Here is a 25100-nt window from a genome sequence, read left to right on the forward strand (position 1 = left end):
CGGTTACCGTTCGGGATCAGGCTTGGCCTTCGGCCAGGAAGAACCAGGTGTCGAGCACGGAGTCGGGGTTGAGGGAAACGCTCTCGATGCCCTGCTCCATCAGCCACTTGGCCAGGTCCGGGTGGTCCGAAGGGCCCTGACCACAGATGCCGATGTACTTGCCCGCCTTGTTGCACGCAGCAATGGCGTTAGACAGGAGCTTCTTCACCGCCGGATTACGCTCATCGAACAGGTGGGCGATGATGCCGGAGTCGCGGTCCAGGCCCAACGTCAACTGAGTCATGTCGTTGGAGCCGATGGAGAAGCCATCGAAGAACTCCAGGAACTCCTCGGCCAGCAGGGCGTTGGACGGCAGCTCGCACATCATGATGATGCGCAGGCCATTCTCACCGCGCTTGAGGCCGTAGTGGGCCAACAGGTCGATCACCTGGCTCGCCTCGCCCAGGGTACGGACGAAGGGCACCATGATCTCGACGTTGGTCAGGCCCATCTCGTTGCGCACCTTCTTCAGCGCGCGGCATTCCAGCTCGAAGCAATCGCGGAACGACTCGCTGATGTAGCGGGAGGCGCCACGGAAGCCCAGCATGGGGTTCTCTTCCTCGGGCTCGTACAGCTTGCCGCCGATCAAGTTGGCGTATTCGTTGGACTTGAAGTCCGACAGGCGGACGATGACCTTCTTCGGCCAGAAGGCCGCGGCCAGGGTGCTGATGCCTTCGACCAGTTTCTCGACGTAGAAGCCGACCGGATCGTCGTAGCCGGCGATGCGCTTCTCGACGCTTTCCTTGATCTCCGGCGGCAGGCCGGCGAAGTTCAGCAGCGCCTTGGGGTGTACGCCGATCATGCGGTTGATGATGAATTCCAGGCGTGCCAGGCCCACGCCCTCGTTCGGCAACTGCGCGAAGTCGAAGGCACGGTCGGGGTTGCCGACGTTCATCATGATCTTGAACGGCAGCTCCGGCATGGCGTCGACGGAGTTCTTGCGCACGTCGAAGCCCAGCTGGCCTTCGAAGATGAAGCCGGTGTCGCCCTCGGCGCAGGAAACGGTCACGCCCTGGCCATCCTTGAGCATCTGGGTGGCATTACCGCAGCCCACGACAGCCGGGATGCCCAGCTCACGGGCGATGATCGCGGCGTGGCAGGTACGGCCGCCACGGTTGGTGACGATGGCGCTGGCGCGCTTCATCACCGGTTCCCAGTCCGGGTCGGTCATGTCGGAGACCAGCACGTCGCCCGGCTGGACCTTGTCCATCTCGGAAACGTCGTGGATCACCTTCACCGGGCCGGCGCCGATGCGCTGGCCGATGGCACGGCCTTCCACCAGGACGGTGCCCTTTTCCTTCAGCAGGTAGCGCTCCATCACGGTAGCGCTGGCGCGGCTCTTAACGGTCTCGGGACGGGCCTGCACGATGTACAGCTTGCCGTCGTCACCGTCCTTGGCCCATTCGATGTCCATCGGACGGCCGTAGTGCTTCTCGATGATCATGGCCTGCTTGGCCAGTTCAGTGACTTCGGCATCGGTGATGCAGAAACGCGCACGCTCGGCGCGGTCGACATCAACGGTCTTCACCGACTTGCCGGCCTTGGCTTCCTCGCCGTAGACCATCTTGATCGCCTTGCTGCCCAGGTTGCGACGCAGGATCGCGGGGCGGCCGGCTTCCAGGGTGTGCTTGTGCACGTAGAACTCGTCGGGGTTCACCGCACCCTGCACCACGGTCTCGCCGAGGCCGTAGGCGCCGGTGATGAACACCACGTCACGGAAGCCGGACTCGGTGTCCAGGGTGAACATCACGCCGGCCGTACCGGTTTCCGAACGCACCATGCGCTGCACACCGGCGGACAGGGCGACCAGCTTGTGGTCAAAGCCCTGGTGCACGCGGTAGGCGATGGCACGGTCATTGAAGAGGGAGGCGAAGACTTCCTTGGCGGCACGGATCACATTGTCCACGCCACGGATGTTGAGGAAGGTCTCCTGCTGGCCGGCAAAGGAGGCGTCCGGCAGGTCTTCGGCGGTGGCGGAGGAGCGCACGGCGACGGCCATGTTCTCGTTGCCAGCGGCCATTTCAGCGAACGCCGCGCGGATTTCAGCGTCCAGACGCGCCGGGAACTCGGCGTCCATGACCCACTGGCGAATCTCGGCACCGGTCTTGGCGAGCGCATTGACGTCATCCACGTCGAGCTTGTCCAGCGCATCGTGGATGCGATCGTTAAGGCCGCTCTGCTCGAGGAAGTCACGGTAGGCCTGGGCAGTCGTGGCGAAACCACCGGGAACGGAAACCCCAGCACCCGCCAGATTGCTGATCATCTCGCCCAGGGATGCGTTCTTGCCCCCCACATGCTCAACATCGTGGACGCCGAGCTTATCGAGGGAAACTACGTACTCAACCAAGGTGATCTCTCCACTATCTGTTGGAATAGCTGGGCGGAGCGGTTCCGCCGCGTTCTGGCATGGTGCCGGAAAAATGAGTCACAATGCAGGCCGGCTTCAGGCCAGCAAAACGGACCTATGATAGCCAAGAATCGTTCCCGACTTAAGGCCTTTGGCGCATGAAACGAACCGCTTTTTTCATCTCCGACGGTACCGGCATTACCGCTGAAACCCTCGGACAGAGCCTGCTGGCGCAGTTCGAAACCATCACGTTCGCAAAGCTCACGCGGCCCTATATCGACAGCGTGGAAAAAGCGCGCGCCATGGTACAGCAAATCAACAAGGCTGCCGAGGCAGACGGGGCGCGACCGATCATCTTCGACACCATCGTGAACAAGGAGATCCGGGAAATTCTCGCGACCTCCAACGGCTTCATGATCGACATCTTCTCGACCTTCCTCGCGCCGCTGGAACAGGAGCTCACCTCCCATTCCTCGTACTCCGTGGGCAAGTCCCACTCCATCGCCCACAACTCCAACTACATGGAGCGCATCGAGGCGGTGAACTTCGCGCTGGACAACGACGACGGTGCCCGCACCCACTACTACGACAAGGCCGACCTGATTCTGGTCGGCGTGTCGCGCTGCGGCAAAACGCCCACCTGCCTGTACATGGCGATGCAGTACGGCATCCGCGCGGCCAACTACCCGCTGACCGAAGAGGACATGGAGCGCCTGCAGTTGCCCAATGCCCTGCGCCCCTACAAGCACAAGCTGTTCGGCCTGACCATCGACCCCGACCGTCTCACCGCCATCCGCAACGAGCGCAAGCCCAACAGCCGCTACGCAAGCTTCGCCCAGTGCGAGTTCGAAGTGCGCGAGGTGGAAAACCTGTTCCGCCGGGAAAACATCGCCTACATCAACTCCACCCATTTCTCGGTGGAAGAGATTTCCGCCAAGATCCTGGTGGAAAAAGGCGTTGAGCGCCGCCTCAAGTAATTTCGCGAGCCCGTCATGACCCTCAACGATGCCCTGCTGTTCGCCCCGATCGCCCTGCTGATCGCGATCACGCCGGGCCCCAATAACTTCTGCGCGATGAACAACGGCATCCGCCATGGCATGGCGACTGCCGTACTGGCCACCACGGGGCGAGTCATCGCGTTCGCCTTCTTCCTGCTCATTTCGGCGGTCGGCCTCGGCGCCATGCTGATGGCCTCCGAACAGTTGTTCAGCGCAGTCAAATGGGTCGGTGCCGCCTACCTGCTCTACCTGGGTATCAGCGCGTGGCGCAGCCGCGCCTTCGCTCTGGACGAACGACAAAGCCCGGCAGAATCGAGGCGCACCCTGTGGCTGGCGACTCGCCAGGAGTTTCTCATCGGCATCAGCAACCCCAAGGCCATCCTGCTGTTCGCAGCGATCTTCCCGCAGTTCATCCGCCCCGATCAGCCGGCCGCCGAACAGTTTCTCTACCTGGGCACGACCTATCTGCTGGCCGAATACGCCGCCTCGTTGCTCTACGCACTGTTCGGCCTGCAGATTCGCCGCCTGATCCGCAGCGCCCGTGGCGTGCGCAACCTCAATCGCACCACCGGCGCCTTCTTTGTCGGCGCCGGCGGCCTGTTGCTGGGTACCAGCCAGCACTGAGCGACTCAGAAGCTGTCGCCCGGCACCCGTACCCAGCCTTCCATCAATATCCGCGCACTGCGGCTCATGATCGCCTTGGTCACCTGCCACTGGCCGTCCACCTGCCGGGCTTCGGCGCCCACGCGCAGGGTGCCGGAGGGGTGGCCGAAACGTACCGCCGTGCGCTCGCCACCACCGGCCGCCAGATTCACCAGGGTGCCGGGAATGGCCGCCGCGGTGCCGATGGCGACCGCCGCCGTGCCCATCATCGCGTGGTGCAGCTTGCCCATGGATAGCGCCCGCACCAGCAGGTCGATCTCGTCGGCCTTCACCGTCTTGCCGCTGGAGGCCTGGTAGTCCCTGGGCGGCGCGACGAACGCCACCTTCGGCGTGTGCTGGCGGGTCAGCGCCTCTTCGGGGGCCTTGATCAGCCCCATGCGCAGTGCGCCGGCGACACGGATCTTCTCGAAGCGCGCCAGCGCCTCGGGGTCGCCGTTGATGGCCTCGCGCAGCTCGGTGCCGGTGTAGCCGATCTCTTCGGCGTTGACGAACACCGTGGGAATGCCGGCGGTGATCAGGGTCGCCTTGAAGGTGCCAACGCCCGGCACGTCCAGCTCATCCACCAGGTTGCCGGTGGGGAACATGGAACCGCCCTCCTCCCCGTCATCCGACGGATCGAGGAATTCCAGCACGATCTCCGCCGCCGGGAAGGTCACCCCGTCCAGCTCGAAATCGCCGGTTTCCTGCACCTGGCCATCGGTGACCGGCACGTGGGCGATGATGGTTTTCTGGATATTGGCCTGCCAGATGCGCACCACGCAGGTGCCGTTGGCCGGAATGCGAGACGGGTCCACCAGCCCGGCGTGAATGGCGAAGGCGCCCGCCGCGGTGGACAAATTGCCGCAGTTGCCGCTCCAGTCGACGAAGGCCTTGTCGATGGAGACCTGCCCGTAGAGGTAGTCGACATCGTGGTCGGGCTGGCCGCTCTTCGACAGGATCACGCACTTGCTGGTGCTGGAAGTCGCCCCGCCCATGCCGTCGATGTGCGCGGCGTAGGGATCGGGGCTGCCGATCACCCGCATGAACAGCCGGTCACGGGCCTCGCCCGGCACCTGGCAGGCCTCGGGCAGGTCCTGCAGACGGAAGAACACGCCCTTGCTGGTGCCACCACGGATATAGGTGGCGGGGATTTTCACTTGCGGCAGATGAGCCATGAGTGCAGTCCTGAGAAATGGCCCGGATGTCATCCGGGCTAAGCCTTCAATGAGCCGCAGGATGGAGGGAAAAAGCGCCCTCCACCCTACGCAGTCAGGAGACCTCGCCCTTGAGGAAGTCCTTGGCGAAGCGCTGCAGCACGCCACCGGCCTTGTACACGCTGACGTCGGCGGCGGTGTCCAGGCGGCAGGTGACCGGCACCCGCACCACCTCGCCGTTGCGACGATTGACCACCAGGGTCAGGTCGCAGCGCGGCGAAATGTCGCCTTCGACGTCGTAGGTCTCGGTGCCGTCCAGGCCCAGGGTCAGGCGCGTGGTGCCCGGCTTGAACTCCACCGGCAGCACACCCATGCCCACCAGGTTGGTGCGGTGGATGCGCTCGAAGCCTTCGGCCACGATCACTTCCACACCCGCCAGGCGCACGCCCTTGGCCGCCCAGTCGCGGGACGAGCCCTGCCCGTAGTCGGCACCGGCGACGATGATCAGGTTCTGCTTGCGGTTCATGTAGGTCTCGATGGCTTCCCACATGCGCATCACCTGGCCTTCCGGCTCCACACGGGCCAGCGAACCCTTCTTCACCTGCCCGTCGACCACGGCCATCTCGTTGACCAACTGCGGGTTGGCGAAGGTAGCGCGCTGGGCCGTCAGGTGGTCCCCACGGTGGGTGGCGTAGGAGTTGAAGTCCTCCTCCGGCAGGCCCATTTTCGCCAGGTACTCGCCGGCGGCCGAGTCCGCCAGGATGGCGTTGGACGGCGACAGGTGGTCGGTGGTGATGTTGTCCGGCAGGATCGCCAGCGGCCGCATGCCCTTGAGCGTGCGCTCGCCGGCCAGCGCGCCTTCCCAGTACGGGGGGCGACGGATGTAGGTGGACATCGGGCGCCAGTCGTACAGCGGGCTTTCCGCCTCCTGCACGCTGCCCAGGTCGAACATCGGGATGTAGATCTGCTTGAACTGCTCGGGCTTCACCGAGGCGGCGACGATGGCGTCGATCTCCTCGTCGCTCGGCCACAGGTCCTTCAGCGTGACCGGGTTGCCCTGGGCATCGGTGCCCAGCGGGTCCTGCTCGATGTCGAAGCGCACGGTACCGGCGATGGCATAGGCCACCACCAGCGGCGGCGAGGCGAGGAAGGCCTGCTTGGCGTAGGGGTGGATGCGCCCGTCGAAGTTGCGGTTGCCCGAGAGCACGGCGGTGGCGTACAGGTCACGGTCGATGATCTCCTTCTGGATCACCGGGTCCAGCGCGCCGGACATGCCGTTACAGGTGGTGCAGGCGTAGGCGACGATGCCGAAGCCGAGCTTCTCCAGCTCCGGCAGCAGGCCGGCTTCCTCCAGGTACAGCTTGGCGACCTTGGAACCCGGCGCGAAGGAGGTCTTCACCCAGGGCTTGCGCACCAGACCGAGGGTATTGGCCTTCTTCGCCACCAGGCCGGCGGCGATCACGTTGCGCGGGTTGGAGGTGTTGGTGCAACTGGTGATGGCGGCGATGATCACCGCGCCATCGGGCATCAGGCCCTTCGCCTCTTCGTCACGACCGGCCTGCAGCTTGGCCTCGTCGGCGATGCCGCGCTCGGCCAGCGCCGAAGTGGGCAGGCGGCGGTGCGGGTTGGACGGGCCGGCCATGTTGCGCACCACGCTGCCCAGGTCGAAGCTCAGCACGCGCTCGTACTCGGCGGTCTTCAGTGCACTGCCCCACAGCCCCAGGGTCTTGGCGTAGTGCTCCACCAGCGCCACCTGCTCGGGCTCGCGGCCGGTGAGCTTGAGGTAGTCGATGGTCTGCTCGTCGATGTAGAACATCGAGGCGGTGGCGCCGTATTCCGGGCACATGTTGGAGATGGTCGCGCGGTCGCCGATGGACAGGCTGTCCGCCCCCTCGCCGAAGAACTCGACGTAGGCGCCCACCACACGCTCCTTGCGCAGGAACTCGGTCAAGGCCAGGACGATGTCGGTGGCGGTGATGCCGGGCTGGCGCTGGCCGGTCAGTTCGACACCGACGATGTCGGGCAGGCGCATCATCGACGGGTGGCCGAGCATCACGGTCTCGGCTTCCAGGCCGCCAACGCCGATGGCGATCACGCCCAGGGCATCCACGTGCGGCGTGTGCGAGTCGGTGCCGACGCAGGTGTCGGGGAAGGCGATGCCGCCGCGCGCCTGGATCACCGGGCTCATTTTCTCCAGGTTGATCTGGTGCATGATCCCGTTCCCGGCGGGGATCACGTCGACGTTCTTGAATGCAGTCTTGGTCCAGTCGATGAAGTGGAAGCGGTCCTCGTTGCGGCGGTCCTCGATGGCGCGGTTCTTCTCGAAGGCGTCCGGGTCGAAACCGGCGGCTTCCACGGCCAGGGAGTGGTCGACGATCAACTGGGTCGGCACCACCGGGTTGACCTTGGACGGGTCCCCGCCCTGCTCGGCGATGGCATCACGCAGGCCGGCCAGGTCCACCAGCGCGGTCTGCCCGAGGATGTCGTGGCAGACCACCCGCGCCGGGTACCAGGGGAAATCCAGGTCGCGCTTGCGATAAACCAGTTGCCCCAGCGACGCGGTCAGGTCGGCGGGCTCGCAGCGGCGCACCAGCTGCTCGGCCAGCACACGGGAGGTGTAGGGGAGCTTGTCCCAGGCGCCGGCCTGGATCGCCTCGACCGCCTCGCGGGCGTCGAAGTAATCCAGCGCGGTGCCGGGCAAGCGCTTGCGGTATTGGCTGTTCACGGTCGTGGTCATTGTTATTTACGGTCCTTGAGCGGCACGAACTCCAGGTCTTCGGGGCCTGTGTAGTTGGCGCTCGGGCGGATGATCTTGCCGTCGATGCGCTGTTCGATGACGTGGCTGGACCAGCCCGAGGTGCGGGCGATCACGAACAGCGGGGTGAACATGGCGGTGGGCACGCCCATCATGTGGTAGCTGACGGCGCTGAACCAATCGAGGTTGGGGAACATCTTCTTGATTTCCCACATGGTGCTTTCCAGGCGCTCGGCGATGTCGAACATCTTGGTGTTGCCCTGCTCCACGGAGAGCTCGCGGGCCACTTCCTTGATCACCTTGTTGCGCGGGTCGGAGACGGTGTAGACCGGGTGGCCGAAGCCGATGATCACTTCCTTCTTCTCGACACGGGCGCGGATGTCGGCCTCGGCCTCATCCGGGCTGTCGTAGCGCTTCTGCACTTCGAAGGCCACCTCGTTGGCGCCGCCATGCTTGGGCCCACGCAGCGCGCCGATGGCGCCGGCGATGCAGGAGTACATGTCCGAGCCGGTGCCGGCGATCACCCGCGAGGTGAAGGTGGAGGCGTTGAACTCGTGCTCGGCGTACAGGTTCAGCGAGGTGTGCATGGCGCGCACCCAGGATTCGCGGGGCTTCTCGCCATGCAGCAGGTGCAGGAAGTGGCCGCCGATGGAGTCGTCGTCGGTCTCCACCTCAATGCGCTTGCCGTTGTGGCTGTAGTGGTACCAGTACAGCAGCGCGGACCCCAGGGAAGCCATCAGCTTGTCGGCGATGTCGCGGGCGCCGGGGTGGTTGTGGTCATCCTTCTCCGGCGACAGGCAGCCCAGCACGGAGACGGCGGTGCGCATCACGTCCATCGGGTGGGCGGAAGGTGGCAGCTGCTCCAGCGCGGCCTTGACGCCAGCGGGCAGGCCGCGCAGAGCCTTCAGCTTGGCCTTGTAGCCGGCCAGCTCCGCGACGTTGGGCAGCTTGCCGTGGACCAGCAGGTGGGCGATTTCTTCGAATTCGCAGCGATTGGCGAAATCCAGCACGTCGTAGCCCCGGTAGTGCAGATCGTTGCCGGTACGGCCCACGGTGCACAGGGCGGTATTGCCGGCGGCGGTGCCGGAAAGGGCCACGGATTTCTTCGGCTTGAAGCCCGGAGTGGTGGTTTCGTTGGTGCTCATCGGTATCTCCTCGAGTCTTTTTGTTCTGTTGCGCGCTGAGCAGGGTGGGCCGGGCGGCGATCGACTTCAGCCCACCAACAGCGCGCTGACACGGTGGGCTGAAGCCCACCCTACCTTGCTGGTTCTACTTCTTGCCGGCGGCGAACAGCGCGTCGAGCTTCTGCTCGAAGGCGTGGTAGCCGATGCGGTCGTACAGCTCCGCGCGGGTCTGCATCAGCTCGATCACATCCTTCTGATGGCCGCTCTGGCGAATGGCGGTGTACACGGCTTCCGCCGCCTTGTTCGCCGCGCGGAAGGCGGACAGCGGGTAGAGCTGGATGGCCACGCCAACCGAGGCCAGCTCGTCCCGGGTGAACAGCGGGGTGGCGCCGAACTCGGTGATGTTGGCCAGCACCGGCACGTTCAGGGCCTCGACGAAGCGCTGATAGGTCGGCAGGTCGTAGGCGGCCTCGGCGAAGATGCCGTCGGCGCCGGCTTCGACGTAACGCAGGCAGCGCTCGATGGCGGCGTCCACGCCCTCGGCCTGGATGGCGTCGGTGCGGGCGATGAGGAAGAAGTCCGGATCGGTCCGGGCATCAGCGGCGGCGCGCACGCGGTCGACCATCTCCTCGCAGGAGACGATCTCCTTGCCCGGGCGGTGACCGCAACGCTTGGCGCCCACCTGGTCCTCGATGTGCGCCGCGGCGGCGCCGGCCTTGATCAGGCTCTTCACCGTGCGCTCGATGTTGAAGGCACTGGGCCCGAAGCCGGTGTCGATGTCCACCAAGAGCGGCAGGTCGCAGACATCGGTGATGCGGCGCACGTCGGTGAGCACGTCATCCAGGGTGTTGATGCCCAGGTCCGGCAGACCCAGGGAGCCGGCCGCCACGCCACCACCGGAAAGATAGATGGCCTTGTAGCCGGCACGCTTGGCCAGCAGCGCATGGTTGGCGTTGATCGCACCGATCACCTGCAGCGGGCTTTCTTCGGCAAGGGCCTGGCGGAAACGCTGGCCGGCGGAGAGCTGGGTCATGAGTCACCTCGGGTCTGGGAGGGGTTGGCGAGCGCGTCCTGCCCGTTCTGGGAGCCGTAGTGGCGCTCGATGTTGCGCTTGGAGGCGCCGATGTGACGGCGCATCAGCAATTCGGCCAATTCGCCGTCTCGGTCGGCGATGGCGTCGAGAATACGGTGGTGTTCAGCAAAGGCCTGGCGCGGGCGGTTCGGCGTGGCGGAGAACTGGATGCGGTACATGCGCACCAGTTGATAAAGCTCGCCGCAGAGCATGCGGGTCAGGGTCTGGTTGCCGCTGCCCTGGATGATCCGGTAGTGGAAGTCGAAGTCGCCCTCCTGCTGGTAGTAGCCACGCCCGGCCTGGAAGGCCTCGTCGCGCTCATGGGTATCCAGCACCCGGCGCAGCTCGTCGATCTCGTCCTGGGTCATACGCTCGGCGGCCAGGCGGCAGGCCATGCCTTCGAGGGATTCACGGATCTCGTACAGCTCGATCAGTTCGGTGGGGCTCAGCGACACCACCCGCGCGCCGACATGGGGCACACGCACCAGCAGCTTCTGCCCTTCCAGGCGGTGGATCGCCTCACGCAGCGGACCACGGCTGATGCCGTAGGTGCGCGCCAGCTCCGGCTCGGAGATCTTGCTACCCGGTGCAATCTCACCCCGGATGATGGCGGCCTGGATACGACGGAAGACGTGCTCGGAGAGGGTTTCCGAGTCTTCGGTCACAGCCAGGGGAGTTTCCAGGGTAGCAGCCATGATTGTCGACACATTCAATTTAAGATGCACCGAAAAGTACGCTCAAGGTCATTTACTGTCAAACCAAAGACCAACATTGTCGACAATGGTCGAGTGTCGCGAAAAATTCATATAAAGGCGCCAGCGCCTTCACAAAGCACATGGGCCGGCTGTCGCCGTGGAAAACCCACATGCTAGAATGCGCGCCTCATGCGCCTGGCGAGGCGCCATCCGTTTGCCTGCTAGACTCTTTCGCCAGACGCCGGGGCCATGGTCCTCGCGCCGGGCATCAGGATCCCGAACCGCATCCAAGGACTCATGACTTACAAGCCCTTAGCCCTGCTCCTGTGCCTGGCGAGCCTGCCAGGCTTCAGCCTCGCCAACGGCAAGACCATTTACGGTCTGAACGAATACGCCCGCCTTTCCGACCTTGATCTGGTGATCGCCGCCAAACTGGACACCGGGGCCAAGACAGCTTCCCTCAGTGCCCGCGACATCAAGCGTTTCAAGAAGAACGGAGAGTCGTGGGTGCGCTTCTACCTCGCCATCGACGACACCCACGCCCATCCGATCGAGCGCCCCCTGGCGCGGATCAGCAAGATCAAGCGGCGTGCCGGTGACTACAACCCCGAGGAAGACGACAAGCGTTACACCGCACGCCCGGTCATCGAGCTGGACGTGTGCATGGGCAGCGCCCTGCGGCGGATCGAAGTGAACCTCACCGACCGAAGCGCTTTCCAATACCCGCTCCTGATCGGTTCCGAGGCGCTCAAGCGCTTCGATGCACTGGTCGACCCGAGCCTTAAATACGCTGCCGGCCAACCCGGCTGTGCCACTGACGCAAACGCTGCCGAGTAACTCACATGCGCTCTCTTACCCTGCATCTGAAAGCCCTCATCACCCTGCTGGTGAGCCTGGGCATTCTGATAACGGCCTACCAGATCTTCATTCAGGGCATCCCGATCACCGAGGATGAGACCGACGACCTCTGGAACATCGACGCCAAGGTCGAGTTCCAGGCCAGCCCGCGCGACCCGATCAAGGTGCAGATGTTCGTACCGCCGCTGAACCGGGACTACGTCAGCCTCAACGAGAGCTTCATCTCCAACAACTACGGCGTGAGCATCAATCGCGTGGACGGCAACCGCAAGGTGACCTGGTCCGCCCGTCGCGCCAGTGGCAACCAGACCCTCTACTACCGCCTGGTGCTGACCAAGCGCTACAGCGGCGAGAAGCCCAAAGACAAAGGGCCGATCTTCCGCGACAGCATCCCGGTGGAAGGCGCCGAGAAGATCGCCGCCGAAGCCCTGCTGGCGCCCATCCGCCAGCACTCGGCGGACGTCGAGACCTTCATCAGCGAGACCATCAAGCGCGTCAACAACGCCAACGACGACAACGTCAAGCTGCTGCTCGGCGGCGACGCCGGCACGCCGAACAAGGCCAAGGTCATCGAACTGCTGCTGTCCATCGCCCACGTCCCGATGGAGCGCGTGCACACCATCCGCCTCGCCGCCGACCAGCCGCAGAGCCCCGAGCTCTGGCTGCGCAGCTTCAACGGCGAGAGCTGGCTCTACTTCAACCCCGAGACCGGCCAGCAGGGCCTGCCGGGTGATCGCCTGGTGTGGTGGACCGGCGACGAGCCGCTGATCACCGTCGACGGCGGCAAGAAGGCCCAGGTGACCTTCAGCCTGAACAACAGCGAGATGAACGCCATCCGCCTGGCCAAGCTGACCGACGAGAACACCGACGCCGACTTCCTCGAATACTCCCTCTACGGCCTGCCGCTGCAGACCCAGCAGACCTACCAGATCATGATCATGATCCCGATCGGTGTGCTGGTGATCCTCATCCTGCGCAACCTCGGCGGCCTGCAGACCCTCGGCACCTTCACCCCGGTGCTGATCGCCCTGGCCTTCCGCGAGACCCAACTGGGCTTCGGCATCGCCCTGTTCACCATCATCACGGCGCTTGGCCTGTCGCTGCGCTCCTACCTGGAGCACCTCAAGCTGCAGATGCTGCCGCGCCTGTCGGTGGTACTGACGTTCGTGGTGATCCTCATCGCGGTGATCAGCCTGCTCAGCCACAAGCTCGGCCTGGAGCGCGGCCTGTCCGTCGCCCTGTTCCCGATGGTGATCCTGACCATGACCATCGAACGCCTGTCCATCACCTGGGAAGAGCGCGGCGGTGGCCATGCCTTCAAGGTCGCCATCGGTACGCTGTTCGCCGCCACCCTGGCGCACCTGCTGATGACCGTGCCGGAGCTGACCTACTTCATCTTCACCTTCCCGGCCGTGCTGCTGATTCTGGTGGGCTTCATGCTGGCGATGGGTCGCTACCGCGGCTACCGCCTGACCGAACTGTTCCGCTTCAAAGCCTTCGTGAAGGACTGAGCCCATGTTCGGCCTGATCAAGACGTGGAAAGCCCTTGAAGCCAAAGGGATCATGGGCATCAACCGACGCAACGCGGACTACGTGCTGAAGTACAACAAGCGGCACCTGTACCCGATCGTCGACGACAAGATCATCACCAAGCAGCGCGCCATCGAGGCGGGGATCCACGTACCCGAGATGTACGGGATCATTTCCACCGAGAAGGAGATCGACAAGCTCGACGAGATCATCGGCGAGCGTAACGACTTCGTGATCAAGCCGGCGCAAGGCGCCGGCGGCGACGGCATCCTGGTGATCGCCGACCGCTTCGAAGGCCGCTACAAGACCGTCTCCGGCAAGATCATCAGTCACGAGGAGATCGAGCATCAGATCTCCTCGATCCTCACCGGCCTCTACTCCCTCGGCGGGCACCGCGACCGCGCGCTGATCGAGTACCGCGTGACCCCGGACCCGATCTTCAAGAGCATCAGCTACGAAGGCGTGCCGGACATCCGCATCATCGTGCTGATGGGCTACCCGGTGATGGCCATGCTGCGCCTGCCCACCCGCCAGTCCAGCGGCAAGGCCAACCTGCACCAGGGCGCCATCGGCGTGGGCGTCGACCTCGCCACCGGCATCACCCTGCGCGGCACCTGGCTGAACAACAAGATCGCCAAGCACCCGGACACCACCAACGCAGTGGACGGCGTGCAGCTGCCCAACTGGGACGGCTTCATGAAGCTGGCGGCCGGTTGCTACGAGCTGTGCGGGCTGGGCTACATCGGTGTGGACATGGTGCTGGACGTGGACAAGGGCCCGCTGATCCTGGAACTCAACGCCCGTCCGGGCCTGAACATCCAGATCGCCAACGACTGCGGCCTGACCCACCGTGCCCACGCCGTCGAGGCCCGCCTCGAAGAGCTGAAGGCCAAGGGCATCCAGGAGTCCCCGGAAGAGCGCGTGCGCTTCTCCCAGGCACTGTTCGGCAACGTACGGCCGTCGGAAGTCTGACCCGTCCTCCCCCATGAAGAAGCCCGGCTCGATGCCGGGCTTTTTCATGGCAGGTCGCCAGGCGACAGAGCAGCCCGACGTTACCGCAAGATAGCCAGCTCGAACGCCCCCTCATCCGAATGCTCATGCACCTGCATGCCGGTCTCGCTCAGGGCGAGGTCCTGCAGTGGGCGCTTGTAGGGTTTGTTGTCCAGGGTCTTCACCGCGCGGTCTTCGTCGGTAGTGAGCAACAGCGCATAGCGCTCGCCCTGGTTGGCGCGGACCTGCACGGTGCCCTCGATGTAGGCGTAGCGGTACCAGGTCTCGCCGTGGAGCTGGTACACCGCGTCGCTCACCAGTCGGGTCGGCCGCTTGGCCTCGTCGAGGAAGAGGATCGACGGGTAGACCACCTGGCGATTGGCGAAGCTGCGGATGCGCAAGCCGTACTCCCGCCCCGAGCGCGGCAGGCGCACGGCGGCGTAGTAGCTGCGCCCCATGGGGAAGGTGAAGCTCGGCGAGAAGCGGTTCAGCTCCTCGTAACGCGGCTCCTCGGCGGACAGTTCGGTGAAGGCCGAATCGGACAACTGGCCACAGCACTGCTCCACCAGCTCCTGGTAGAGCACGCGGCTGCGCTCCTCGCTGCCTTCCAGCAGAGCCTTCATGGCTTCGCTGGGTTGGCCGTCCAGAGCGGGAAGGATCGGCGCCTTGCGCTCGAACACCACCTCACGGCTCTCGGTGTAAGCCACTGGCTGGCCGACGCTGGCCACCGCCCTGGTGCCGTCCTTCGGCGGCACCGGGGAGTTGTGGGTGCGCCCCTGGTCGTCCACCCAGGTGTAGTAACCGGTGCCGTTCTCCGGGCGGGAGTAACCGCGCCCTTCCAGCACGTCGGCATCGATGTACTCGCCCGCGCGATGCCCGCTGGGCAGCAGGTAGTCACGCTGGCCCGCCGGCACCTGGCCGGCGGCGTAGAAGCTGTTCTGCAGGTTGCCGCTGGCATCCACCCAGGTGAAATAGCGACGCTTCTGCTCGCCACCGGCCGCGCCCCAGCCGGCCGCACCCTGCTCCTTCAGCCGCTCCAGATCGCTGCGGCTGACGCGCCGGGCCGCCTCCTGCTGCTGCTGGCTGTAGCGGTCGTCGACGAAGCTGTTGTGCACGCGGCCGTTGTCGTCGATCCAGGTCAGGTAGCGCCCGCCGCTGGCCTGTACCGTCGGCAGGATGGAGAGGGCGAGCAGGACGGAAATGAGCGTCTTCATCAGAAGGTCGTCGTGTAGGTGAATGCCATGATCAACGCCTTGACCGAGGTTTCCACGTTCATCCCGGCGTAGGGGTTGTAGACCATCTTGTCCAGGCCATCGCAGTTCATGTTGCAGCTCTCCCCGGCCATGGTCTTCTGCGAAGTGACGAAGTAATTAACGCCCAGGTCGATGCTGGTGTCCTTGTCCCAGCGGTAGCCCAGGCCGAGCCCGTAGAGGTGGGCGTCGCCAATGGGCGCCAGCACGTCGGCCTTGTCGTCCGGAATGGCCGAGGGACGGAACTCGTAGCCGGCGCGCAAGGCCAGGCGGTCAGTCACGTCGTACTGCGCCCCCACCGCCCAGCTCCAGGTGTCGCGGTAGCCGCGGTCCAGGGTGATGCTGGTGGCGGTGGCCTTGCCGCCACCGAAGGTCTTGGCGATGCGCAGCATGTCCAGCTCACGGTCGAATTCAATCTCGAACTCGTTCCAGTCGCTGTAGCCGGACCACTTCAGGTCGAAGTTGAACTGCCAGCGCTCGAACGGCTTGATCTTGATCCCGGTGGAGAAATTGTCCGGGTAGGTCATGGTCAGCGTGGCGTTGCCGCTCTCCTCGTCGGTACGCCCATACGGGAACAGCGGGCTGAGGATCTGGCCGAATACCGCCGACTGGAAGCCGCTCCAGAACCCTTGCCACTCCCTGGAGTAGTCCACCCGGTACTTGCCCTGCAGGTGCATGCGGGCCTCGCTCTGGTAGGTGGCGCCCCAGGCGAACCAGTCGGTGGGCTCCCAGAGCACGCCGATGTTCCAGGTGGGCGACAGCGACTCCTGCATGTCCAGGTCCAGGTTGGCGAGCGAGTCGAAGGGGCCGATGCGTCCGCCGCAGACGTTCAGGATCGGACCGATGATCGTGCCCATCCCTGGGCAGATGGTGTCGTGAGCCAGGGCAGCCAAGCCGGTGAGCATCCCCGGTGCGCGAAAGTCCTGGTTGAGCGCCATCGCCTGGTGGGAGAACCCCACCGACAGCCCCAGGGCCAGCTCGTCGTTCACCTGGTAGCCCAGTGAGGGCGAGAAATAGGTGATGCGCTGGATCGCCACCTGGCGCCCCTGGAAGCGCGCCGGATCGCTGTCCGAATCCCGCGAGTAGCCCAGCGCCATGGGCGCGTAGACGTTGGTGGCGAAGGTGAACTTGGAGCCCGGCGGGTTGATCGACAGCCCCGCCAGCGGGGCTGCCAGCAGCGGCATGTCGGTCATGCCGCCCATGCCGGGCAGGTACATGGCCGGTGTGAGGGTGCGGCTGTTGGCACCGGCCACGCTGTCGTTCTTGTAGCCGAAGAAGCCGTAGTCGGCGGGCGCATCGAACTTGGCGCGGATGTCCATCACCCCGGCGATCATCTTCACCGTGGTCTGGCGGCCCTTGAGTTTGACCAGGGCCGCCGGGTTGTAGTGCACCGCATCGATCCCAGTGGAGTCGGCGGTCACGGCATTGGCCATGGCCATGGCCTTGGGGTTGCCGATGGTCAGGTCGTTGGCCAACTGCGCCTGTGCGCCCCCCGCCCAACCGAGCCCCACCCCCGCCAGCGCCAAGGCCAGCGGCGAAATACGCATCGTCATGTCGTCGCCTCGCCGGTTACTGGGCCTTCAGGCCTTTGATGTCCAGGGGAACGGAGAACCCGAGCATCACGTCCGGGGAGTCCTCGGTCATGCCGAAGCCGGCGTTGACGTTGACGATGTAGTCCGGCGAGGTTCGCAGGCCGAGCGAGAAGTTCATGATCGCGCTGGTCTGTTCGCTGCCTTCGGCCTTGTTGCCGTCGGAGAAGGTGTAGGTGGGGCGCGTGTTGTAGGCCATCTGGTAGGAGGTGGCCAGGGAGACGTCATAGGACAGCGCGTAGGCGAACCCCATGCTCATGGACAGGGTGCCGCCCGGGTCCACGTCCACCAGCTCACGTCCGCCAACGTTCTGGTGGATGTTGTGCACCGGCATGTTGTAGGTGTAACCGACCGAGCCGAACAGCACGACCGGGTCGATCACGTAGGAGGTGTTGGCCCCCACGCCCAGGCTGTAGTAGCCGTTGCCGGTGGAGAGGTCCGACTCGCGGTTGATGTCGTAGGGGCTCTGGCCGGTAGGCAGGCCGAAGGTGGCGAACAGCGTGGTGACCGGCTTGCCGCGGGTGGCCGACCAGGGCTGCCAGCGCAGGCTGGCGGACACATCGCCCAGGCTGTAGACATTCAGGTCGCGCTCGGTGTCGTACTTGGCGATGAAGGGCAGCCGCACGCTGAAGGTGAGGTTGTCCCAGACGCCGTAGTCGAAGGTGAAGGAGTTGGTGAAGGTGTGCTGGGCCTCGCTGCGCGGGATCACGCTGTACACGTTGCTCCCGGTGCGCACCTGCTCGATCTGCACATCACGGGTCAGCGAGTAGTCGAAGCCGTAGGTGAGCGTGCGCTCACCCTTCTTCAGCAGCGTGTAGCTCTTCTCCGATGCCTGGAACACCTGCTCCAGCGCCTTGGCGCTGTCGGCGTCACCGTCCTTTTTGCTCAGCGCTTCACGCGCCTCGTCCACCGAGTTCTCCTCGGCCCACAGCGGCCCGCAGGCGCCCAGCGCCAGCATGGCCAGCCATGCGTAACCCCTCACTCCCATGGCACGGTCCCCTGGTTATTTTTCTAACTTATGCGGGTTCTTCTTTTTACTGGCCGGGATGGCCTGCCGACGGCACGCTCACTTGCGTCGGTAGTAACGGATATCGCCTCCCGAGCCCAACTCATCCAACTGGTTTTCGGTGAACTTGGTGATCTGCGGAAACTGCTGGAACGCCAGGAGGCTGATGGTCCTGTCATCCACCAGGCGCAGGTCGCGCTCGGTCAGGGCCATCGCGTTACGCGGTTCCGCACCGGTCGGGTAGATCACGAACAGCACGTTCTGGTCCCACACCTCTTCGAATCGGGTGCGGGTGAAGCTGATGTTCCCCAGGGCAGGGTCAGCGACGAACACGTGATCGTTGTAGACATCGCGCACCACCACGAAATGCTTGAAGCCGCCGTAGTGGATCGGGACCAGCGCCGGGTGCTCCAGCTTGTCGAGGTCCTCGAATTCAGCGCGAAAACCGCCGCTCTTGTAGCCCAGGGCGGTGACGAAGCGCTTCATGTCCAGCAGGGAGAAGCCACGCCGCTCGACGATCTTGTCCGCCTCGCCATAGCGCAGCAGCCCTTCCATCACCTGGCGTTCCTGCAGGTTACGCCCCAAGTAGTAGTCCAGCAGGCTGGTCAATGCGGCTGAGCCACAGCTGTAGTCGTAGGCCTGGCGGATCACATTGCGGAACTGCAACTGACTCATCGGCTCGATGTTCACGGTCTCCCGGTAAGGGCCGTTGGGCGCGAGCGACTGCGTCAGGTTCACGGAACCCTGGGGCTGCGGCTTGGTGTCCACGGCCTGGGTGAAGCCGAACAGGCCCAACAGGCTGCCAACCAGTATCTCGATCATTGCCGTTCCGAATCAGGACTTGCGATGAGGAAGGTCCCGCCGACGGGGCTCGGCGGGACCTTCCGGACTACAGGTCGAACGCGCGGATCAGTGACCCCAGACCTTGATGGTGGTGCCGGCCAGGTTCATGTCGTTGACGGCCAGGGAGCCGATGCTGGCAGCGGTGGCATCACCCATGCGGATGGCGCCGACGCTGAGCTGACCGGTGATGGTCGGCAGGGTGATCTGCAGCTTGTCGTTGCCGCTGGCACCGCCGTCGATCACGTCGACCAGGATCGGGGCGCTGTCGGAGATGTTGAAACCGGTGAAGGCGATGGTGTCCAGGCGCAGGCTGCCGGAAGCGGAGCCTTCCTTGTCGGTGTAGACGACGCTGCCGATGGTGCCGTTGAAGTTACCGGAGATGCTGATGCCATCCTGACCGGTGACGCCCGAAAGGGCTGAGTCATCCATGGCTTTCAAATCAGCCTGGGCCATGAACGGAGCAGCGAGCACAGCAGCGGCGAGAGCCAGTTGTTTGAAGCTTTTCATTGTTTTTATCTCCAAGATTCTCACAGGTGGGTTGCCCCGGGGGCCTGCCGCCTACCTCCTCATCGGCGACAGTTGGATCGGCCTGGCCGACCTCCGTTGCAGGCGCTGCTTCCCTATGCGCTCCCGCTTCGGACTCGGAGCACGCAGGGCGCCCCGACCTGATTCCACGTTACCGAGCGCCTGCTCGGCTGCCAGCCCATCCAAGGGATGGAGCATGGCGAGTCCTACCGCATTAATCACATCAGGCCTCACTGAGCAGGCCCAGGCTCTTGCCCTTGAGCACCGCCTGAGTGCGGCTGCGCACACCCAACTTGGCGAACAGGTTGTGCAGATGCCACTTGATGGTGGCTTCTGAGAGGTGAACCGCCTGGGCGATGTCACGGTTGGACAAGCCGGCCGCCACGAAACGGAGGATCTCCCGCTCCCGGTGGCTGATGTCCTGGTTGTCGTCGAAGGTCTCCGGATCGACGTTGAGGCGACGGCACTGCTCGCTCAGGTTATCGGCCAAACCCTGCCAGACCCCGGCGCGCTTGGGATCGGCAGCACGCCAGGCCTCCCACAACGGCAGCAACCAGAGCGCGTCGTCCTGGAACAGGCGCCGGTAGCCCCGGTTCCAGGCCTCTTCCAGCACGGGCTGGAACAGGGCGAATGCCTTGTCGCTGTTACCCTTGCGCCAGTACGCCACGGAAAGTAACAGCGACAGGCGCAGGCGGCGGTCACGCTGGTGTTCCGCGCCCTGCCGCGCCAGGCAGGCCTCCAGCACGGACTGGGCCTTCTCCGGCCGGCGCTCACTGAGGGCGAGTCGTGCCTGGGAGAGCGCCAGCACCGTATGGGCGTCGGCATAACGGGCCTGGGACAACGGCGCCAGGTGGCGTTCCAGTTGCAGGCAGACTCGCTCGGCCTCGTTGGGCCGGCGCAACCAGAGCAGGAACTGCACCTTGCAGCTCATGCCGTGGGCGAAGACCCGCTCGTAGCCAGGGCCCTGGAGCCCAGCGAGCCAGTCGTCCAGTTGATTGAGAGCCAGCTCCGATTCACCGGCGAAGAACCGCGCCCGTGCCATCACCAGCTGGCCTCGGCTTATCAGCTCCACCGGCGTGGCCACGTCGCGCCAGGTGGTGGCCAGGGGCAGTTCGGCCAGCACGGCGGCGTGGCGGTCCTGCTCGTAGAGCAGGTCGGCGTAGGCCAGCACCAGCGGCCCGCCGACCCGGCTGCGGCGGCCGAACACGCGCTCGACACGGCCCCGGGCGACTTCGGCGATGGAGCGCCCACGCTCCAGTTCGCCACTCTCCTTGCAGATCAGCGACTCGATCAGGCTGGTCATGACGTGCAGGTATTCGCTGTCCACCAGGCGCAGGCACTCCCGCGCTGCGGCAATGGAGCCGGCGGCATCACCGAACTCCCCCAGCAACGCATAGGCCGCCGCCTGTACGCAGGCGAGGCTGGCGCGGAACACCGGCTGGTTGTCCGGCACCATGGCCAGCCACTGGCGGGCCACCTTGAGGCAGGCTTCCAGCTTGTCCTGGTAGAGCAGCACCAGGGCCTTGAGCACCTGGGACGCGGCCAGCAGCTCGCCGAGTCCGAAGTGGATGACCTTGCCGCGCCCCTGCAGCAGGCGCGTGCTGACTTCTTCGATCAGCGCCTCGGACTCGGCGAACTTCTGCTCGAAGGCCAGTTGCCAGGCGTAGAAGATCTGGAACACCGGGTGCTCGCGGATTACCTCCGCCGGCACGTCCTTGAGCATGGAAAGAATGCCGTAGACCCGGTTACCGGCGATGAGCCGCGCGCCCTGGCGCTCCAGCAACTCGGCAGCAAAGGCGAAATCCCGGCCCCTCAGGGCGTACTTGATGGCCCGGTCGGGCAGGTCATGGCTCTCGCACCAGCGGGCAGCGGCGTGCAGCAGGGTCGCGCTGTCGCCGTGTCGCGCCAGGCGCCCCTGGAGGAACTCGGCGAACAGGTGGTGGTAGCGGAACCACTCGCCCTGCTCGTCCAGGGCGATGACGAAGAGCTGCTCGCGCTGCAGGCGCATCAGCATGTCCAGGCCGTCGCGCCGGCCGGTCAGAGCGTTGCACAGGTCGGCGCAGAACTCGTCCAGCACCGAGGTCTGATCGAGGAACTGCTGCAAGGTCACCGGCAGGCTGTTGACCACGTCCTCGGCCAGGTAGTCAGCGATGTTGCGCTCGGTGCCGCTGAGGCTGGCGAGGAAGGCCGCGCGATCCGGATACCGCGCCAGCGCCAGACTGGCCAGATGCAGCGCGGTGATCCACCCCTCGGTGCGCGCGTGCAGTTGCTTGAGTTCGCTGCGGCTCAGCTCCAGCGGGCGCACGTCGCGGAAGTAGACTTCGGTCTCCTCCAGGGACAGGCGCAGGTCCTCGGCCTGGAGCATGAAGGCCTCGTTCTCGACGAACAGGCTGCGCGGGGTGAAGCGGGTGCTGCTGATCAGGTGCACGTTGCGGGGCAGACGTTCCACCAGGTGGCGAGCGCCCTGTTCCAGGCTGGCGTGGCGAATGCGGTGGAAGTCGTCGAGCATCAGGTACAGCTCGTCCTCCAGGCGCTGCAGGTCACTGACGAAGGCATCGATGATGGCCTCCACCGGCCAGTTCACCTCGCCGCAGAGCAGGCCGGCGGTGTTGGCGCCGAAACCGGGTATCACCGCCTCGACGGCCGCCACCAGGTACTGCAGCAGTCGCTGCGGCTCGCTGTCCGACTCGTCACAGGAGAGCCAGGCGACTCGTGCGCCCTCGCGCTGCAACGCCTCACGGAACAGGCTGAGCACGGTGCTCTTGCCAAAGCCGGCCGGCGCGCTGAGCACCAGCACGCGGCGCTCACGTGCCTCCCACAGGCGGTCGATCAGCACCTGGCGCGGCAGGCGCGGCTGACCGCCGACCTCCGGCGGGTAGAGCTTGGTGCGCAGCAGGTGGAACGGCTGGCTGACGCTGTTCACGGCAACAACCCCAGCTCCCGGGCCCGACGGATGGCCTGGGTGCGATTGCGCACTTTGAGCTTCTCGTAGATGTTGTGCAGGTGCCATTTGACGGTCCCCAGGGCCAGCGAGAGCTGCTGGCCGATCTCCTCGTTGGAAAGCCCTTCGGCGGCCAGCAGCACGACCTCGCGCTCACGCTCGGTCAGCCCCTCCTCCAGCACGTCCTGGGCCTTGCGCACGTCCTGCCCCGGCCAGATGGCCAGCAATTCGCGGATGAAGCCCTGCAGGGAGGGCTGGCGCTCCGCCGCTTCCAACTGTTGCAGCAACAGGCGGATGGCATCGCCCTCTTCGACGAACAGACTGCGGATGCCTTCGCGCTCGGCACTCAGCAGGCATTGCACCAGCAGGCTGTGGGCCCGCTCCTGGTAGCCGAGGCGCTGGTAGCTCAGCGCTGCCAGCAGGTCGAGCCGCAAGCGCTGCAGGCCGTGCCAGCCGGGCAGCAGTTGGGCGCGCAACTGGTTGATCTCGTGCAGTGCCTCGCTGTAGTGCCCGCGCGCCTGCTGCAGGCGCACCCGCAGCAGGCCCTGGGTCCAGAGCACCGGGTTGAAGCCGCGACGGACGTAGTCGGCGGCGAGCTTGTCCCAGTCCACGGCCTTGAGGCGCTGCTCGGCACGCTTGATACGGTCGGTGGCCGGCTCCTGAAGGATCAGTGTCACCTCGTCGGCCACCGCCTGGGCGTAGAAGCGCCAGGACTGGTTGCGGGCGGCGAGGTTCTGCATCAGCACCAGGGTGGCCTGGGCCTCCTTGGAGCGGTCCTGCATGCGCTGGACGCGGGCGAGGAACAGCATGCCCTGGGCGTAGATATCGATCGGTTTGATCACGTCGACATGCCCGAGGGCCCAGCGCAGGCGCTCCTCCAGGCCGTCCAGCCGGCCCTGGTGGTAGGCGATAAGCGCTTCGATGATGGCGAGCAAGGCCAGGGCGCGGGAGCGTTCGTCGAACAGCGGCACCAGGCGCGCGCGCATCTGTTCGTGGAGAAGCTGCGCCTGTTTGACCTGGCCCTGCTCCAGGGCGAGCAGCACCTCGACGTTGCCCAGTTGCATGTCGAGGTAGCGCCCTTCGAGGAAGTGGTTGCGCTGCTGGGCCAGGGCCAGCAAGCGGCGAGCGTGGTCGGGCTGGGCAAGGATCGACAGCGCCAGGGCGCCGATGACCAGCATGGCCACTTCGAGGAAGGCTTCGTTCTGCCCCAGGTGGCCTTCGACCTTGCGTGCCAGGGTCACGCACAGGTCGAGGTCGTCTTTCTGCAAGGCGATGGCGGCCTTGACCGCAAGCGCTGCCAGGTACTTGTCACTGACGGGAGCCTGGCAGCCCTCCCCGCCCCAGCGGGCGAGCAGGTCGTCGAGCATCTGGTTGGCTTCGGGCAGCGCCAGTTCGGTGGCGCTGTTCCATACGTCGGCCAGCACCAGGGTGGGGTAGCGCGCGGCGATGTCGTCCGGCACCTGCTGGCGCCAGCGGTAGATCTGGTTGAGCTGGCCGCGGTTGATCAGCTCCAGGCCGCAGCCGTCCACCAGGGCCGCGAGCATCTCCGGGTCCTCGGCCAGGCAGGCGTGCTCGATGGCGAGGTTCTGCATGTGGTGGTTGGTGAACCACAGGCTGGCGTTGAAGTGCAACTGCTGGAAACGGTCCGGGTCACGGGCGCGCAACCGGCCCCGGAGGAAGTCGGCGAACAGGTGGTGGAAACGGTACCACTGGCGCTCGCGATCCAGGGGCAGGAGGAACAGCTGCATGGTCTCCAGCCGCTCCAGCAGGGCCTGGCCATCGCTGCGCCCGGTGAGGGCATTGGCCAGGTCGCCACTGAGCTGGCTGGCGATGCCCAGGGCCAGCAGGGCTTCCTGCAGGTCGGCGGGCAGTTGTTCGAATACGGAGGTGAGCAGGTAGTCACCCACGGCGGCCTGGTCGGCACCCAGGGTCTGCACCTGCTCGGCGGCCTGGGGCTGGTGGCGCAGCCAAAGGCTGGCCAGGTGCACGCCGATCATCCAGCCCTCGGTGCGCTGGTGCAGTGCGGACAGGGTGGCGTCGTCCAACACGATGCCACTGCGCTCAAGGTAGGCGCGGGTTTCGTCCTCGGTCAGGCGCAATTCGTCCAGCCCCACCTCCAGCAGCCAGCCCTTGGCCCGCAGGGTGGCCAGGTTCATCGGCGGCAGGGAGCGGCTGCCAATGGCCAGGCTGAAACCCGGTGGCGCCAGCTTCACCAATCGACTCAGGGCGTTGAAAATTTCGGCATCGGTGACCAGGTGCAGGTCGTCCAGCACCAGCAGCAGCGGCTGGTCGAGGGCGGAAAGCCCCACCAGCAGGCTCTCCAGCACCGCTGCGACGGGCACTTGCATGGTGTTCTGCAGGAAGGCGCGGGCAGGATCGGCCAGGCCGGGCACGGCCTCGTCCAGCGCATGGCTGAGCTTCAGGAAGAAACGCGCGGGATCGTCGTCCTCACTGCCCAGCGAAAGCCAGGCCACGGCGCTGCTGGCCTGCCGACGTTGTTCGGCAAGCGAGGCCAGGGCAGTGCTCTTGCCGAAACCGGCCGGAGCCGAGAACAGCAGCAATCGAGCTTGTGGGTATGCCGCCATGGCCGCCTGGATCTGCGGTCGTGGCAAATAGCCGGCAGACGCCCGGGGCGTCATCGTTTGCGAGCGCAAGAAACTGCCGGCAGCGGGGTCGAGAACTGCATCCACGGCCTGTATCCCTGTGTCTTTATCATTGTGGGACGGGGGGTTCCCCCCGCGG

Annotated in this window: 18 protein-coding genes; 5 read left to right on the top strand and 13 right to left on the bottom strand. The window is 65.3% G+C overall.

The window, feature by feature from the left end; translation table 11 throughout:
* Positions 1-16: 16 nt before the first annotated feature.
* A complete protein-coding gene (gene ppsA, locus A7D27_RS12235; protein ID WP_069565056.1) occupies positions 17-2386 on the bottom strand; it encodes a phosphoenolpyruvate synthase in 2370 nt (789 codons plus the stop codon).
* 158 nt (positions 2387-2544) lie between these two features.
* Between ppsA and A7D27_RS12240 the strand changes: the two genes are divergently transcribed.
* Positions 2545-3363, top strand: coding sequence for a pyruvate, water dikinase regulatory protein (locus tag A7D27_RS12240; RefSeq protein WP_044401624.1), 819 nt, complete (start codon positions 2545-2547; stop codon positions 3361-3363).
* Positions 3364-3378: 15 nt separating this feature from the next.
* Positions 3379-4008: a LysE family translocator gene (locus tag A7D27_RS12245; RefSeq protein ID WP_069561977.1), complete on the top strand. Its 630-nt coding sequence runs from the start codon at positions 3379-3381 to the stop codon at positions 4006-4008.
* 5 nt (positions 4009-4013) lie between these two features.
* Here the strand turns inward: A7D27_RS12245 and prpF are convergent, their stop codons facing one another.
* From prpF to A7D27_RS12270, 5 genes are all read right to left on the bottom strand, one after another.
* The gene (gene prpF / locus A7D27_RS12250) at positions 4014-5201 is read right to left on the bottom strand and encodes a 2-methylaconitate cis-trans isomerase PrpF (protein ID WP_069565057.1); all 1188 of its coding nucleotides are present in this window, start codon (positions 5199-5201) and stop codon (positions 4014-4016) included.
* Between the two features lie 94 nt (positions 5202-5295).
* Complete coding sequence (gene acnD / locus A7D27_RS12255) at positions 5296-7905, bottom strand: Fe/S-dependent 2-methylisocitrate dehydratase AcnD (protein ID WP_170832292.1); 2610 nt, start codon at positions 7903-7905, stop codon at positions 5296-5298.
* A gap of 14 nt (positions 7906-7919) precedes the next feature.
* Entirely contained in the window at positions 7920-9080 is a 1161-nt protein-coding gene (gene prpC, locus A7D27_RS12260) for a 2-methylcitrate synthase (RefSeq protein ID WP_069561980.1), read from the bottom strand.
* 124 nt (positions 9081-9204) lie between these two features.
* Positions 9205-10092, bottom strand: a complete 888-nt coding sequence (prpB, locus tag A7D27_RS12265; RefSeq protein WP_069561981.1) for a methylisocitrate lyase — start codon at positions 10090-10092, stop codon at positions 9205-9207.
* Entirely contained in the window at positions 10089-10826 is a 738-nt protein-coding gene (locus A7D27_RS12270) for a GntR family transcriptional regulator (protein ID WP_069561982.1), read from the bottom strand. Before A7D27_RS12270 ends, prpB begins: the two co-directional genes overlap by 4 nt.
* A 297-nt stretch (positions 10827-11123) precedes the next feature.
* Here A7D27_RS12270 and A7D27_RS12275 point away from each other — a divergent pair, with 297 nt between their 5' ends.
* Genes A7D27_RS12275 through A7D27_RS12285 form a run of 3 tightly spaced genes read left to right on the top strand, consistent with a single transcriptional unit; the run spans position 11124 to position 14186 of the window.
* On the top strand, positions 11124-11663 hold the full coding sequence (locus tag A7D27_RS12275) for an ATP-dependent zinc protease (RefSeq protein WP_069561983.1): 540 nt from the start codon (positions 11124-11126) through the stop codon (positions 11661-11663).
* Between the two features lie 5 nt (positions 11664-11668).
* Positions 11669-13195, top strand: coding sequence for an inactive transglutaminase family protein (locus A7D27_RS12280; protein WP_069561984.1), 1527 nt, complete (start codon positions 11669-11671; stop codon positions 13193-13195).
* Between the two features lie 4 nt (positions 13196-13199).
* Positions 13200-14186, top strand: a complete 987-nt coding sequence (locus A7D27_RS12285) for an alpha-L-glutamate ligase-like protein (protein ID WP_069561985.1) — start codon at positions 13200-13202, stop codon at positions 14184-14186.
* Positions 14187-14266: 80 nt separating this feature from the next.
* Here the strand turns inward: A7D27_RS12285 and A7D27_RS12290 are convergent, their stop codons facing one another.
* From A7D27_RS12290 to A7D27_RS12320, 7 genes are all read right to left on the bottom strand, one after another.
* The gene (locus tag A7D27_RS12290; RefSeq protein ID WP_069561986.1) at positions 14267-15418 is read right to left on the bottom strand and encodes a MalM family protein; all 1152 of its coding nucleotides are present in this window, start codon (positions 15416-15418) and stop codon (positions 14267-14269) included.
* Positions 15418-17007, bottom strand: coding sequence for an outer membrane protein transport protein (locus A7D27_RS12295; RefSeq protein WP_170832290.1), 1590 nt, complete (start codon positions 17005-17007; stop codon positions 15418-15420). Before A7D27_RS12295 ends, A7D27_RS12290 begins: the two co-directional genes overlap by 1 nt.
* A gap of 16 nt (positions 17008-17023) precedes the next feature.
* Positions 17024-18031, bottom strand: a complete 1008-nt coding sequence (locus A7D27_RS12300; protein ID WP_069561988.1) for a flagellar protein FilC — start codon at positions 18029-18031, stop codon at positions 17024-17026.
* A 78-nt stretch (positions 18032-18109) separates the two neighbouring features.
* Entirely contained in the window at positions 18110-18871 is a 762-nt protein-coding gene (locus A7D27_RS12305) for a C39 family peptidase (RefSeq protein WP_069561989.1), read from the bottom strand.
* Positions 18872-18958: 87 nt separating this feature from the next.
* Positions 18959-19399: a DUF6160 family protein gene (locus A7D27_RS12310; RefSeq protein WP_069561990.1), complete on the bottom strand. Its 441-nt coding sequence runs from the start codon at positions 19397-19399 to the stop codon at positions 18959-18961.
* 241 nt (positions 19400-19640) lie between these two features.
* Positions 19641-22340 (bottom strand): LuxR C-terminal-related transcriptional regulator, encoded by a 2700-nt coding sequence (locus tag A7D27_RS12315; protein ID WP_069565059.1) that lies wholly within the window; start codon positions 22338-22340, stop codon positions 19641-19643.
* On the bottom strand, positions 22337-25048 hold the full coding sequence (locus tag A7D27_RS12320; RefSeq protein WP_256557161.1) for a LuxR C-terminal-related transcriptional regulator: 2712 nt from the start codon (positions 25046-25048) through the stop codon (positions 22337-22339). The genes A7D27_RS12315 and A7D27_RS12320 overlap by 4 nt, the downstream gene beginning before the upstream one ends.
* Positions 25049-25100 lie beyond the last annotated feature (52 nt).

The sequence above is a fragment of the Pseudomonas sp. 1D4 genome (assembly GCF_001728925.1).
GTDB classification, from domain to species: Bacteria; Pseudomonadota; Gammaproteobacteria; order Pseudomonadales; family Pseudomonadaceae; genus Metapseudomonas; species Metapseudomonas otitidis.

Excerpts from the sequence above, each read along its gene's own strand:
- A7D27_RS12240 (WP_044401624.1), top strand. The coding sequence starts at position 2,545 with ATGAAACGAACCGCTTTTTTCATCTCCGACGGTACCGGCATTACCGCT.
- A7D27_RS12245 (WP_069561977.1), top strand. The coding sequence starts at position 3,379 with ATGACCCTCAACGATGCCCTGCTGTTCGCCCCGATCGCCCTGCTGATC.
- prpF (WP_069565057.1), bottom strand. The coding sequence starts at position 5,201 with ATGGCTCATCTGCCGCAAGTGAAAATCCCCGCCACCTATATCCGTGGT.
- prpC (WP_069561980.1), bottom strand. The coding sequence starts at position 9,080 with ATGAGCACCAACGAAACCACCACTCCGGGCTTCAAGCCGAAGAAATCC.
- prpB (WP_069561981.1), bottom strand. The coding sequence starts at position 10,092 with ATGACCCAGCTCTCCGCCGGCCAGCGTTTCCGCCAGGCCCTTGCCGAA.
- A7D27_RS12270 (WP_069561982.1), bottom strand. The coding sequence starts at position 10,826 with ATGGCTGCTACCCTGGAAACTCCCCTGGCTGTGACCGAAGACTCGGAA.
- A7D27_RS12275 (WP_069561983.1), top strand. The coding sequence starts at position 11,124 with ATGACTTACAAGCCCTTAGCCCTGCTCCTGTGCCTGGCGAGCCTGCCA.
- A7D27_RS12280 (WP_069561984.1), top strand. The coding sequence starts at position 11,669 with ATGCGCTCTCTTACCCTGCATCTGAAAGCCCTCATCACCCTGCTGGTG.
- A7D27_RS12285 (WP_069561985.1), top strand. The coding sequence starts at position 13,200 with ATGTTCGGCCTGATCAAGACGTGGAAAGCCCTTGAAGCCAAAGGGATC.
- A7D27_RS12290 (WP_069561986.1), bottom strand. The coding sequence starts at position 15,418 with ATGAAGACGCTCATTTCCGTCCTGCTCGCCCTCTCCATCCTGCCGACG.
- A7D27_RS12295 (WP_170832290.1), bottom strand. The coding sequence starts at position 17,007 with ATGACGATGCGTATTTCGCCGCTGGCCTTGGCGCTGGCGGGGGTGGGG.
- A7D27_RS12300 (WP_069561988.1), bottom strand. The coding sequence starts at position 18,031 with ATGGGAGTGAGGGGTTACGCATGGCTGGCCATGCTGGCGCTGGGCGCC.
- A7D27_RS12305 (WP_069561989.1), bottom strand. The coding sequence starts at position 18,871 with ATGATCGAGATACTGGTTGGCAGCCTGTTGGGCCTGTTCGGCTTCACC.
- A7D27_RS12310 (WP_069561990.1), bottom strand. The coding sequence starts at position 19,399 with ATGAAAAGCTTCAAACAACTGGCTCTCGCCGCTGCTGTGCTCGCTGCT.